This window comes from Hymenobacter ginkgonis (assembly GCF_009755225.1).
Taxonomy (GTDB): Bacteria; Bacteroidota; Bacteroidia; order Cytophagales; family Hymenobacteraceae; genus Hymenobacter; species Hymenobacter ginkgonis.
Map to the genome: position 1 here is coordinate 326,182 of NZ_WQKZ01000001.1, position 12,769 is coordinate 338,950.

Annotated in this window: 7 protein-coding genes; all 7 read right to left on the minus strand. The window is 61.7% G+C overall.

The annotated features are described in order from the left end of the window. Positions 1-158 precede the first annotated feature (158 nt). The 7 genes from GO988_RS01315 to GO988_RS01345 all read right to left on the minus strand — a co-directional run bounded on the left by GO988_RS01315 (position 159) and on the right by GO988_RS01345 (position 12,579). Positions 159-980 (minus strand): SDR family oxidoreductase, encoded by an 822-nt coding sequence (locus GO988_RS01315; RefSeq protein ID WP_157561727.1) that lies wholly within the window; start codon positions 978-980, stop codon positions 159-161. A gap of 176 nt (positions 981-1,156) precedes the next feature. Further along, positions 1,157-3,379 carry a glycoside hydrolase family 3 N-terminal domain-containing protein gene (locus tag GO988_RS01320; protein WP_157561728.1) on the minus strand — a complete coding sequence of 741 codons (2,223 nt, stop codon included), beginning with the start codon at positions 3,377-3,379 and terminating at the stop codon, positions 1,157-1,159. Positions 3,380-3,418: 39 nt separating this feature from the next. Next, positions 3,419-4,288 (minus strand): sialate O-acetylesterase, encoded by an 870-nt coding sequence (locus tag GO988_RS01325; protein WP_157561729.1) that lies wholly within the window; start codon positions 4,286-4,288, stop codon positions 3,419-3,421. Beyond that, a complete protein-coding gene (locus tag GO988_RS01330; RefSeq protein ID WP_157561730.1) occupies positions 4,285-5,781 on the minus strand; it encodes an agarase in 1,497 nt (498 codons plus the stop codon). The genes GO988_RS01325 and GO988_RS01330 overlap by 4 nt, the downstream gene beginning before the upstream one ends. Positions 5,782-5,784: 3 nt before the next feature. Next, positions 5,785-7,644 (minus strand): glycoside hydrolase family 2 protein, encoded by a 1,860-nt coding sequence (locus tag GO988_RS01335; RefSeq protein WP_157561731.1) that lies wholly within the window; start codon positions 7,642-7,644, stop codon positions 5,785-5,787. A gap of 228 nt (positions 7,645-7,872) precedes the next feature. Further along, on the minus strand, positions 7,873-9,360 hold the full coding sequence (locus GO988_RS01340) for a RagB/SusD family nutrient uptake outer membrane protein (protein WP_157561732.1): 1,488 nt from the start codon (positions 9,358-9,360) through the stop codon (positions 7,873-7,875). Positions 9,361-9,381: 21 nt separating this feature from the next. After that, complete coding sequence (locus GO988_RS01345) at positions 9,382-12,579, minus strand: SusC/RagA family TonB-linked outer membrane protein (protein ID WP_157561733.1); 3,198 nt, start codon at positions 12,577-12,579, stop codon at positions 9,382-9,384. Positions 12,580-12,769 lie beyond the last annotated feature (190 nt).

The following is a 12,769-nucleotide window of genomic DNA, read 5'->3' on the forward strand; positions in this document are numbered from 1 at the left end:
TCACCCCCTAATTCCTTGTCCTTCAGCGAGGATACACCGGTCTTGAGCGGTCGGCAGGCTCCCCCTCGCTGAAGGAGAGGGGGTAGGGGGGAGGCGCCCCGCCAGCACGACTACCTAATTAATTAACCACGAATGGCTACAAGCATCATTAGCTTCAATCACACGCCGCTATAGGCGTTGAAGCCGCCATCAACCAGCACGGTTTCGCCGCTCACAAACTTCGAGGCGTCGCTGAGTAAGTAGATGAGGGTGCCCGCTAGTTCTTCGGCCTCGCCGAAGCGCTGGAAAGGCGTGTTGGCGATAAACTTGCGGGCGCGCTCCGTGAGCGAGCCGTCTGTTTCGAGCATCAAATGGCGGTTTTGTTCGGTGAGGAATACGCCCGGCGCAATGGCATTCATGCGAATGCCACCGCCGTAGCGCAGGCCCAGCTCCACGGCCATCCACTGCGTGTAGGCTTCTATCGACTTCTTCGCCAGCGTGTAGCCGAGTACCCGCGTAAGCGGCCGCTGCGCCGTGAGCGAAGAAATATTGACGATGGAGCCCTTGCCCTGCGCCGCCATCACGCGCCCAAAAACGGTGGTCGGGATAACGGTGCCGAACAGATTTAGGTCTACCGCATGGCGCGTATCGGCAATGCTGACGTCGAATAAATCCTGGCTGGGGCTCACGGTAGCGCCGGGCATATTGCCGCCGGCAGCATTCACGAGCCCGTCGATGCGGCCCCAAGTGGCCAGTATGTGGTCGCGGGCGGCTTCGAGCTGCGGCGTATCAAGCACGTCGGCCAGAATGACGAGCGCCTCGCCGCCTACCCCCCTAATGGCGGCCGCCCGCGCCTCGGCCCGCGCCGCATCGCGGCCCATCACCACGACTTTGGCCCCCGCCTCGGCCACTGCCAGCGACAGGGCCGCGCCCAACACGCCGGTAGCCCCCGTGATAACGACGACTTTATCCTGTAAAGAAAATTGAGTTAGCGCAGACATGAATAAGCAATAATATTTTTGATTATGAGCAATTTGTTAATCGTTTGTCATGCTGACGCAGGAAGCATCTTGCCAGGCTCGTACGGTAGCAGTTCTGCCCTGCCAAGATGCTTCCTGCGTCAGCATGACTGACGAGACAAGGTGCTGGAAGAGGCTTGATTGACAAAAAAATGCGGCTACGGTAGCAACTCCACTATACCCGTCAGGCGAATGTCGTCGGAGGCGCTGCCCACCATTAGTTGAAACTCGCCGGGCTCGGCCACCCAGGCCAGCTGCTGGTTGTAGAAAGCCAGCTTGTCTTTGGTAATGTTGAATGTCAGGGTTTTGCTTTCACCTGGCTTGAGCAGCACCTTTTGAAAATCCTTCAGCTCCTTGAGGGGGCGCACCGTAGAAGCCACTATATCATGCAAGTAAAGCTGGGCCACTTCCTCGCCAGCCACGGAGCCAGTATTGGTGAGCGTAAACTGCACCTGCACCGTTTCGGTGGGCGCAAGCTGCGGGCGGCTGATTTGGAGGTCGGAATAAGTAAACTTGGTGTAGCTCAGGCCGTAACCGAAGGCATAGCGCGGTGTATTGGGCGTGTCGATGTAGGCCGAGCGGTACTTGGTATCGCCAGACTTGGTGACCGGCCGGCCGGTGCTGTACTGCTGGTTGTAGGCAATCGGAATCTGGCCCACGGCGCGTGGAAACGTGATGGGCAGCTTGCCGGCCGGGTTGTAGTCGCCACTCAGCACGTCGGCCAGGGCGTGGCCGCCCTCGGCGCCGGGCCACCAGGCCATCAAAATGGCATCGGCCTGGTCGGCGATGGTGTTGAAGATGAGCGGCCTACCCCCAAATACTAGCACAATGATGGGCTTGCCGGTAGCTTTCAACGCCTGAAACAATTCTTCCTGCACGCCGGGCAAATGGATGTCGGCGCGCGACTTGGCTTCGCCGCTCATGTCCCAGGTTTCGCCCACGGTCAGCACCACGGCATCGGCATTTTTAGCGGTTTCTACGGCTTGGGCAAAGCCGGCGCGCGAGTCGCCGAGCACCTCGCAGCCCTTGGCATAAAGCAGCTGGGTTTTGGCATCCAATCGCTGGTCGAGGCCCTCGTACACACTCGTAATCAGCGTGGTATCGGCCTCGGGCACCCAGCTGCCGTCGAGGTCGCGCTTGGCCTTAGCCAGCGGGCCGATGATGGCTAGCTTGCCCCACTCCCGGCGCAGGGGTAGGGCCTGGTTGTCATTCTTAAGCAGCACCAGCGACTTGCGCGCTACCTGGCGGGCAGCCTGGCGGTTTTGCGGGTCGTTGAGGACCTGCTTTTCGCGCCCGGTGCTCGAGAATTTGTAGGGGTCGTTGAAGAGGCCCAATTCGAATTTCTTGCGCAGAATGCGGCGCACGGCCTCGTCCACCAGCGCCACATCTACCTTGCCGGCCTGCACCAGCTTGGTGAGGTTGCCGTGGTAGGCATCGCTTTCCATGTCCATGTCGCTGCCGGCCGTCAGGGCTTTTTGGGCGGCGTCGCGCAGGTCGAGGGCGTAGCCCCAAGGCACCATCTCGCGGATGCTACCCCAGTCGCTCACCACAAAGCCGGGGTACTGCCATTTGCCCTTCAAAATGTCGCGCTGCAAGTAGCTATTGCCCGTAGCGGGCACGCCGTTGAGGGTGTTAAACGAGTTCATGAATGTGGCCACGCCCGCGTCGGCCGCCGCCCGAAAGGGGGGTAGGTAGGTTTCCCACAGTTGCTGCAGGCTCATATCCACGGCGTTGTAGTCGCGGCCCGCAATGGCCGCGCCGTAGGCAGCAAAGTGTTTGGCGCAAGCCATCACGGCATCGGTGCCGCCTAGCTTTTCACCCTGAAAACCCAGCACCCGCGCCCGCGCAATCTGAGCGCCGAGGTAGGTGTCTTCGCCAGCGCCTTCCATCACGCGGCCCCAGCGTGGGTCGCGGCCCACGTCCACCATCGGCGCAAACGTCCAGTGGATGCCGGCCGCCGCGGCCTCTTTGGCCGCCACGTGCGCGCCCAGCCGAATAGCGTCCATATCCCAACTGGCGGCTTCGCCCAGCGGAATCGGGAACACCGTTTTATAGCCGTGAATAACGTCGAGGCTGAATAACAGCGGGATGTGCAGCCGCGATTTTAAGGCTTCGGCCTGAATCTCGCGGGTGCTTTGCGCGCCTTTCACGTTCAGCATCGAGCCCACCTGCCCGGTGCGGATGGCGTTGAGCTGGTCGTTTTTGCGGGCGCTGGCCGGGCCCGTCAGCTCGCGGCCCGAGTATTGGTTGAGCTGGCCCACTTTCTCTTCCAGCGTCATCTGCTGGAGCAAATTGGTAATGCGCTGCTCCACTGGCTGTTGGGCCTGGGCCACCAGCGGCAGGGTAGGGGCAAGCAAAAAAGCGAGGAAAATATTTCTCATGAAAGCAAGAGGGGGTAGGGGAGTTGGCTGACGCGGCTTTTACGGCCGGCGTGGGGCCTGGCGTTGCAGCCGCAGCATGGCCTGGGCGTAGCGCCGCCCCAGCAGGCGGGTCGAGGCGGCATCAAAATGCAGCTGGTCGCCGCGGTCGGTGGTGCCGTTGGCGGGCACGAAGGCGTAGTAGCGCACCGTTTGGCCAAGCCCCGCCACCGCCTCGTTGACGCGGCCGGCATCGGGGTTGGGGTGCGCCACGCCGTCGGGGCCGGTTTTGGTAAACTGAAAAGCCGGCAGCTGCCCCGCCACAAAAGGCAGGGTAGGGCCTGGCAAATCGGCCCGAAACTGGGCAATGAGCGCCGCGAGCTTGGCGGCATACGCGGGGCTTTTGTCGGGGTTGCTGTCCGTTTCGCCCTGATGCCAGATAATGCCCGCCAGCGTGCCCGTCGCCTGGGCCGTGCGGGCACGGGCCAGCGCGTCGTCGTAGGGGTGCGTTTGGGTGCCGGCGAAGTAGGCGCCGGGCGCCCAGGCATCAATGCCCGAGCCGCCCACCGCGCACGGAATCAGGCCGATAACCAGGCTGGTATCGGCCGCCGCCATGGCCCGGCCAAAGGCTAGCCCCGGCCCTACGCCCGCCACAGGCTTATCGAAGTGCAGCGGGTCTTTGGCCACCTCCCACTGCCCGGCCGGGTTTAGGCGCAGCACGTGCCGATTGGGCAAAGTGTCCTGGGCTTCGACGGTGCCGCGGCCGGCCATATTCGACTGGCCCACCAGCAGATAGAGCCGAAACTTGCTCCGTTGCGCGGGTGGATGCACCACCTCCCGCACGCGCGGCTTGAGCGCCTGCGCCCGCAGCCCCGCGGCGGGCAGTAGCGCCAGCGCCCAGCCACCCAGCCAAAGAAGATTGCGGCGCATCATGGCTGGTGGGGCGAGCGGCTGTCAAAGAAATCGGCCAGGTGGTACATCTGCTGGTTTAACTCTTTCATCTTATCCAGCAGCGGCTGGTAGGGCTGAAAGGTGTTATCGACGATGCCCTTGTTGGCGTTGGTGTTCGAGGGCTCGGCGCCCTCTTTGGTCGGGTCATTGTCTTGGTACTTAAACCAGTGCCAACCCACGCAGTTCTTCGATTCGAGCAACCCGAGGGTGAAATTCTGGTAAAATAACCCGCGGTCGGCCTGGGTTTTGACGACCCAGCCGGCGCCGGCGGTGTTGGCCAGGCCGGGCGCATCCTCGCCTTTCACGTACCATTCCGTTACGATAAACGGCTTGCCCGTCAACGTTTCCCAATCGGCTACCCACTGCTTTTCGGGCGTCCAATTGTTGTAGTAATTGATGCTGACCACATCGAGGTACTTGCCGGCCACGCGCAGCAGCTCGGGGTAGTAGCGCTGCGCGCCGTGGAAGCGGCAGCCCAGGTACATGTGGTTAGGGTCGTATTTCTTCAGGGCCTTCGCCACGATGGAAAAGTAGCGCTCGGCCGCAAAGGCCAGGAAGTCCTGCCGGTTTTGGTCGGTGATGGTGGCCGGGCTGATGCCCCGCTCGTCGGCCCATTTTTTGGCGGCCTGGTAGCCGGGTTCGGAGGGGGGTAGGGCCAGGTAGCCGTCGAGGTTTTTGCGCAGCAGCGGCAGCTCATTGTCCGAAAAATAGCCAAACAGATTGGGGTCTTGTTTGTACTGGCTCAGTTGCTTGGCGTGCGCTTCGCAGAAGGCCTCAAAACCGGGGTCGAACACGAAAATGGCGTCGTTGGGGTAGCCCTTGTGGCCGGGCTGCACGTAGGTGCCGCCGCGCTGGTTGCCATAGCCACTCATAAAATCGAGGTTGACGGTGTAGGCCAGCGGCTGCTGGTTTTGGTCCTTACTCGCCCGAATATCCTGGGTAGCCGACCACGCGCCCGAGCCATTGAAGCCGTTGCTAAACAAGAGCTTGCGCGTGGCGGCCAGCCAGCCCGCCCGGTTGCCAAACTGCGCCTTCAGCGCCTGCTCGTTGCGGGCCGAGTTGCCGGGCTGCAAGTCGTTCAGGGCGTTGTGCAGGTAGTAGTAGCCCGCGGGGTCGATGGCCCACCAGCGGCCCCCAATTTTCTGCACGTGGAAGAAACCCGTGGCCGTGGTGCGCTTATCCAAGCGCCCGCCGTACTTGCTCAGCTTCACCTCGGCCGGGGTGAAATTCTGGAGCTGTGCAACGGTGCGGGTGGGGTATTCCTGGTACGCCGAAAAGCCCGCTTTGCCGTTGGTTTGCGAGTTGTTAATAGTTTTTTTAGCCGCCACGCGCAGGGTGTATTCGGTGGTATCGGCGGGAGTTTGGGCGTGGGCGGCAGCGAGGGTTGCGAGCAGGGCACCAGCCAGTAACAGTCCTTTCCCTACCCGCAAAGCGGACGCCAGATGGAGCATGACGTTCTGGAGTGTGGTTCTCATCAGTTATTTCCCGTCGTATTTCGCGGCCTGCTGGCGGTAGTATTCCTGCAACACGTAGAAAGCCTTCTTCTTCACGCCCGTGCTCGAAATCAAGCCCTTGCGGTTGAAGCCGTTTTGGTACACCGGGTGCTGGCGGCGGGTGGCGCGGAAGTCGGTCAATATCCAGGGCGTCATACCGCGCAGGCCGGGGATGGCGCCCAGCATCTTGAGCTGGTTCACGTACAGCGCCTCCTGGTATTCCTCGCTCCAGCGGGTGTTGGCGTCGCCGTGGTAACCGGCCAGCGCATCGCCGCCAAACTCGCTAATCATCACGGGTTTATTGTACTTAATCTCGAACTTGTACTTCGTGATTTCGCTCGGCATGCCGCCCCAGTACCAGCCGGCGTATTCATTGAAGCTCGTCAGGTCGAGGTACTCGCCCAGCGGGTCGTCGACGTGCACGGTGCTGCCTTCGCGGTGTAGCTCCAGGGCGGCGGCCACGAGGCGGGTATCGTCTAAACTGCGCGCTTTTTTAATGAGGCTGGTCATGAATTTTAGGCGCGGGTCGCCGAGCGGCGTCTCGTTGCCCACCGACCACACCACGATGCTGGCCCGGTTTTTCCCCATCGAAATGAGGTCCGAGAGCTGGGCTTCGGCGTTTTGGTAAGTGGCGGGGTTTTCCCAGGCGATGGTCCAGTACACCGGCACTTCGGCCCACACGAGCAGGCCCATTTCGTCGGCTAGGCGCAGCATGGCTTCGTTGTGGGGGTAGTGGGCTAGGCGCACGTAGTTGCAGCCCAGCTCTTTGGCCCAGGTGAGCAGCATGCGCAGGTCGCCCTCGCCGCGGGCGCGGCCGGGTATCAACGGGTTTTCATCGTGGATAGAAATGCCGCGCATAAACGTCGATTTGCCGTTCAGCAAAATATCCTGGCCCTTGGTCTGGATGGTGCGAAACCCAATCTTGTCCTGTACCACGTCGGGGCCGCTGGTCAAGCTCACGGCGTAAAGCTTAGGGCTGCGTGGCGACCACAAGCTTAGTTTTTTGGCCGGCAGGCGGAAAGTGGCGCGGCCCGCCGTATCGGTTTTTACCGTTTGCTTGAGGCCCGCCTCCGCAATGCTAAGCGTCACGGTTTGGCCGGCCCTACCCCCGCCGTTTAGCTGCACGTAGCCGGCCAGGGTACCGGGCTCGTTTTTGGCCAGCTGCACTTCGTAGTCCTTGATGAACGTGCCGGGCGCTTCGGCAATAAACACGTCGCGGGTGATGCCGCCGTAGTTCCACCAGTCGGTGTTGATGGTGGGCACGGCGTCGGCGTGGCGGGTGTTATCGGCCTTCACCACCACGAAGTTGTCGCCGCTCGGGTCGAGCTTGCCCGTCACCTCGTACTGAATGGGCGTGAAGCCGCCGCGGTGCATGCCCAGCTTCTTGCCGTTGAGGTAGATGTGCGCCTCGTAGTTGATGGCCCCGAAGTAGATGAAATACCGCTTGCCCGCCGTGGGCGTCAACTTGAAATTCTTCTTAAACCAGATAGTGCCTTCGTAGTACAAGAGCTTGGGGTCTTGCGAGTTCCAATCGCCGGGCACTTGCAGGGCGGGCGAGTGGTCGAAGTCGTACTCAATCAGTTCGGGCTCCTGCGAATTGCTGGGCTTTTGGTTGTCGTAGTAGCCGCCTTTGCCAGTTTTCGACTGGTCGAACGCCTCGCGACGGTAGTCGTAGAAACCGTTTTCGTAGGGGTCGATGATGTAGTTCCAGCTGCCGTTGAGGCTGAGTACGCGCCGGGCCGGCGCCTGCTGAATCAGGCCCGACTGGGCGCGCACGCCGGCGCCGCCAAGGGTAAGAAAAAGCGCCAGGACGGCCAGCGTTTTGGGCCAAAAGCTTATCTGCATAGAGGGGGGTAGGGCAGGGTATTGAGTTGAGAAGGAGAAATCAAATTATGTGACAAGTCATGAGACCGTCCGGCTGAGCTTGTTGAAGCAACTCTACTGCTTCGTTGCAATGAAGCGGTAGAGCTGCTTCGACAAGCTCAGCCGGACGGTCTAAGTAATTTTTTTTTGAATTACTATGCAGCTCAACTCATTTGCTTCTTACTCCTTCATTTAATTCGCCGTCGCACATTAATTGTAGCCGGGGTTCTGCGTCAACACGGGGTTGGTCTGGATTTCCTGAATCGGCAGCGGAAACAGCAATTGGAAGGGCTGCAACTGCACCACGCTGGCACCTACTTTAATCTGGTAGGTGGCGAAGTGCGCATTTATCACGCTCAGGGCGCGGCCAGTGCGCAGCAGGTCGAACCAGCGGTGGCCCTCAAAGTTGAGTTCCAAGCGGCGGTCTTTCTCAATTTGCAGCCGCAAGTCGGCTTGGCTAAGGGTAGTGGCTACGCCCGCGAGGCCGGCCCGCGTGCGCACACGGTTGAGGTAGGGCACGGCTTCGGTGGGGCGTGCTAGCTCGTTCAGCACCTCAGCGTACATGAGCAGCACGTCGGCGTGGCGCAGCACTATCCAGTCGTTTTCGCCGTCGCCGGTGGTGGTAGGCACGTCCATGTACTTCTTGGTGTAGTACGTGGGCTGGCCGGTCACCGTCACGGGGCCGCCGTAGGAGGCCACGGCGCGGGTGTCGGCGGTGCCGCTGGCCTTAAAGGCGTCCAGCAAGTCTTGGCGAGCCGAGTTGTACTGGCTGGCGCCGCTGCCGCCCGACTGGGCCGAAGTCGGGGCGAAGAAGTTGGTGAACGGGCTCCCTACCCCCAGGCCACCCTTCGAGTAGCGCACCGCAAAGATGATTTCCGAGTTCACCTCATTGGTGGTCAAGAAGATGTCGGCGTAGTTGGGTTGCAGCTTGTAGGTGGTGTTGTCGTAGTCAGTCAGGAAGGAGCGCAGCGTCGATTCGGCCAGGGCGTACTTCTTTTCGGTGAGGTACACCTTGCCGAGCAGGCCGCGGGCGGCGCCTTTGGTTACGCGGCCTAGGTCGTTGGCCGACGTGTACGACACGGGTAAGTCGGCCTGGGCCTCCATCAGGTCTTTTTCAATCTGAGCGTACACCGTGGCGGCCGGCGTGCGGCCGAAGGTGTAGGCATCGGAAATGGTGGCGATTTCGCCCGTTACCAGCGGAATATCACCCCATATCTGCACGGCGTCGAAGTAGGCCAGGGCCCGAATGAATTTGACTTCGGCCAGGTAGCGGTTGCGGGTGGCGGCGGTGAGCTTCACGGCGGGCGCGCGGCTCAGAATCACGTTGCAGCGGGCCACGGCGCGGTAGGTGGCCGCCCACTGGCTCTGGATGCGGCCGTTGCCGGAGGTGTAGGTGAAGTACTCAAACTCGCCTACCCCCTGCCCGTCGACCACCGAGTAGCTGTTGTCGGACGGCACTTCGGTGAAGGCAAACAGGCCGATGTTGGTGTTCAGCTTGCCATAAATGTCTTGCAGGGTCGAGTAGGCAGCCACTACGCCGGTGGCAATGCTGAGCGAGTCCTGGTACGTCTCCGAGGTAGGAACGCGGGTAGGGTCGTTGAGGTCAATAAAATCCTTGTTGCACGAGGTGGTGGCAAGGGTCGTCAGGCCGAGCAGGCCCACCAGGCCGGCTGCGGCAAAATTGCTTTTCAAGCGCATAGCTACTTGTGATTAAACTACTTAGAAACCAATTGTTACCCCGAGCGTGACGGTGCGGGCCATGGGGTACGACCCCTGGTCGACGCCGTAGGTGGGCGCCGTGGTATTGCCGTAGAGGTTGGCCTCCGGGTTGTAGCCGAAGTAGCTGGTGAAGGTGAAGAGGTTTTGGGCGGCGGCGTACACGCTGGCGCTGGCCAGGCCCACTTTGCCGACTATAGCTTCGGGCAGGGCGTAGCGCAGGTTCACGGTACGCACCCGCAGGAAGGAGCCGTCGAACACGTAGTGCGAGCTAAACGAGGTGAGCGACGACGGGGCCGTGGAGGTCACGCGGGGCTCCCAGCCGTTGCCGGGGTCGGTGGGCGAGTGCCAGCGGCCGAGCACGTTGGTGCGAGCGTTGGCCTGGGCCGGAAAGTTGTTGACGTAGCGGTCGCCGGCGTACAAGATGTCGTTGCCCTGCGAGCCCTGAATGGTTACCGACAGCGAGAAGTTCTTGTAGCCGAAGGTGTTGACCATGCCGTAGGTGAACTTCGGAAACGGGTTGCCAATCTGGGTAATGTCCTTCGAGTCGATAACGCCGTCGCCGTTGATGTCCTTAAACTTGAGGTCGCCGGGGGCCGAGCCGCCGCTGGCCCACTTGGCGCTGGCATCCACGTCGGCCTGGTCTTTATACACGCCAATTTGCTCGTAGCCGTAGTAGGCGCCCAGCGGCTGGCCCGGCACCACCCGAATGGAGCTGGTGTAGCCAAACACGGCGTCGTAGAGAATCTGGTCGGTGGCGCCGCTGAGGGCCATCACCTGGTTGCGGTTGACCGAAATGTTGGCCGACGTGCTCCAGGTGAAGCCGTGGCCCACGAGGTTGGCCGTGTTGAGCTGGAACTCCAGGCCGCGGTTGCGCACCTCACCCACGTTGCCGAAGGTGCGGGTGGTATAGCCAATCACGGCGGGCACGTTGCGGTTGAGCAGCAGGTTGGTGGTGTTGCGCTGGTAGGCGGCGGCCGTCAGGTAAATGCGGTCGTGGAAGAAGCCCAGGTCGAAGCCCGCGTCGTACTGCGTATTAGTTTCCCAGGTGAGGTCGCGCACGTTCACGCCGTTGGGGGCGAAGCCGAAGACGCGGGCCCCGGTGTTGGCGCCAAACACGTAGTTGGCGGCCGTCTGGTAGCTCTGGTAAGTGTAGTCGCCGATGTTGTTGTTGCCCGTCACGCCGAAGCTGCCGCGCACTTTCAACTCGCTAATGACCGGAAAGCGCTTGATGAAATTTTCCTCGCCCGCGCGCCAGGCCAGTGCCACCGAAGGGAACGTGGCGTAGCGGTTGTCGGGGCCGAAGCGCGACGAGCCATCCGTGCGCAGCGCAGCCGTGATGATGTAGCGCTCCTTAAAGGCGTAGTCGAGCCGCCCGAAGGCCGAGCTCAGCGAGTTGGCTGTGTACGAGGCCGAGCCAAACAGCTGGCCCGCCGCCGTGGCGTAGTCGATGGCCGTGTTGGTATAGGTGCCGCTCTGGCCAAATACGTTGCTGCCTTCCAGGGTGTTGCGCTGGGCCGAGTAGCCAGCCAGCAGCGTCAGGTTGTGGTCGGTGGCGAAGGTGTGGTTATACGTCAGTGTGTTCTCCCACAGCCAATTGTAGTTGGTGCTATTGAGCTGGCGGGCGTCGATGTTGGCCAGAATCGGGTTCGACAGGTTGGCCCGCGCTTGCGCGTTGGTGGGCAGGGTAGCGGGGATGTACCAGGCGCGGCGGCTGTTGAGCAGCTCGGCCCCGGCGTTGGTGCGGAATGTCAGTCCCTTGAAAATCACGTAGTCGAGCGCCACGTTGCCCAGGCCCCGTGCGAGGTTGGTGCGGTCTTGGTAGAGGTCGAGCGGCGCCACAGCGTTGAACAGGCCCGACGAGATAGCGTTGCCACCCAGCGCGTTCGTCGTCAGCGAGTAGTCGCCGTTGGCGATGCGCACCGGGAAGATTGGCGGCGCAATGAGGGCGCTGGTGATGGCCGCCGGCACGTTGCTCGGCCCGCCGCCCGAGATGGTAGCGTTGTTGAAGTTGCCCGACAGCGGCTTGGTATCGGTGCGCGAAAACGAGGGCGCGAAGTTCACCGTCAGCTTTACCTTATCCGACAGCTGCGCGTCGTAGTTGGCGCGCAGCGAAAAGCGGTCGAAGCCGGTGCCTTCCACAATGCCCTTCTGCTTGAAATAGCCACCCGATACGTAAAAACGCGTTTTGTCGCTACCCCCCGACGCCGACACCTGGTAGTTGCTCTGGATGCCGGTCCGGAAAATCTCGTCCTGCCAATCGGTGTTGGCGTAGGTGCTGGGGTCGGCCAGCAGGGCCGCCGGAATCGTGCGGTTGGCGTTGGCAAAACCTTCCTTGAGGTAGTCTAGGTACTGCGGGCCGTTGAGCACGTCCACGCGCTTGCTCACCGTTTGGAAGCCGGTGTACACATTGGCCGCAAACTTGGTTTTGCCCACCACGCCGTGCTTGGTGGTCACGATAATAATGCCGTTGCCGCCGCGCGAACCATAAATAGCGCACGCCGCCGCATCCTTCAGCACCTGAATTGACTCGATGTCGGTGGGTGGAATCTGGCTGAAGCTATCCGAACTGTTGAGGGGGTAGCCATCTACCACGTACAGCGGGCTGTTGCCGGCCGAGATAGAGCCCAGCCCGCGAATGCGGATAGTGGCCGGGGCGCCCGGCTCGCCGGTGGGCTCCGTGATTTGGGCGCCCGCCACCAGGCCTACCAGCGCCTCGCTAGGCGTGGCCACCGGCACCAGCTCCACGTTGCGAGCCGAAATGGTGGAAATGGACGTGGCCAGCAGCTTGCGCTCCTGGGCGCCGTAGCCTACCACTACTACCTCGTTAAGGCTTTGGGCATCCGCCCTGAGCGAGGTATTGACGGTGGTGCGGCCATCCACCGCCACTTCGGAGGCCAGGTAGCCCACGAACGAGAATATCAGGGTGGCGTTGGCCGGGGCCACAATGCGGTAGGCGCCGCTGGCATTAGTTTGCACGCCGTTGCTGGTGCCCTTCACGATGACGTTGACGCCGGGCAGGCCCTGGCCTTTCTCGTCGAGCACCTGCCCGGTGATGGTGATATCGGCCAGCACCGCAGTAGGGTAGGAGGCGGGCCGCGGCGCCGCCAGCAGGGTAGCCCCGGTACTCAGGCTAAGCGCCGGAAGCAGTACCAGGGGCCGTACGTAGCGCCAACGCGCCGAGCGTAGAGAAGCTGTCATAGGAGGGTGGGAAAATAGATTTCGAAGAAGCGGCAGGTAGCAGCTGGCGGAGCTTGGCTCCTTACTGAAGGGTAGGGAACGACTAGCTGCCCGTGAGGCTTTTAATAGCTTTCTGCCCTGCGAAGTACCACCTGTTCGCCTGTTGTTCAGCTGCCAAAACGGGGATTTATTTACGTAAACGTTTACACTC

Excerpts from the sequence above, each read along its gene's own strand:
- GO988_RS01320 (WP_157561728.1), bottom strand. The coding sequence starts at position 3,379 with ATGAGAAATATTTTCCTCGCTTTTTTGCTTGCCCCTACCCTGCCGCTG.
- GO988_RS01315 (WP_157561727.1), bottom strand. The coding sequence starts at position 980 with ATGTCTGCGCTAACTCAATTTTCTTTACAGGATAAAGTCGTCGTTATC.
- GO988_RS01330 (WP_157561730.1), bottom strand. The coding sequence starts at position 5,781 with ATGAGAACCACACTCCAGAACGTCATGCTCCATCTGGCGTCCGCTTTG.
- GO988_RS01335 (WP_157561731.1), bottom strand. The coding sequence starts at position 7,644 with ATGCAGATAAGCTTTTGGCCCAAAACGCTGGCCGTCCTGGCGCTTTTT.
- GO988_RS01325 (WP_157561729.1), bottom strand. The coding sequence starts at position 4,288 with ATGATGCGCCGCAATCTTCTTTGGCTGGGTGGCTGGGCGCTGGCGCTA.
- GO988_RS01340 (WP_157561732.1), bottom strand. The coding sequence starts at position 9,360 with ATGCGCTTGAAAAGCAATTTTGCCGCAGCCGGCCTGGTGGGCCTGCTC.
- GO988_RS01345 (WP_157561733.1), bottom strand. The coding sequence starts at position 12,579 with ATGACAGCTTCTCTACGCTCGGCGCGTTGGCGCTACGTACGGCCCCTG.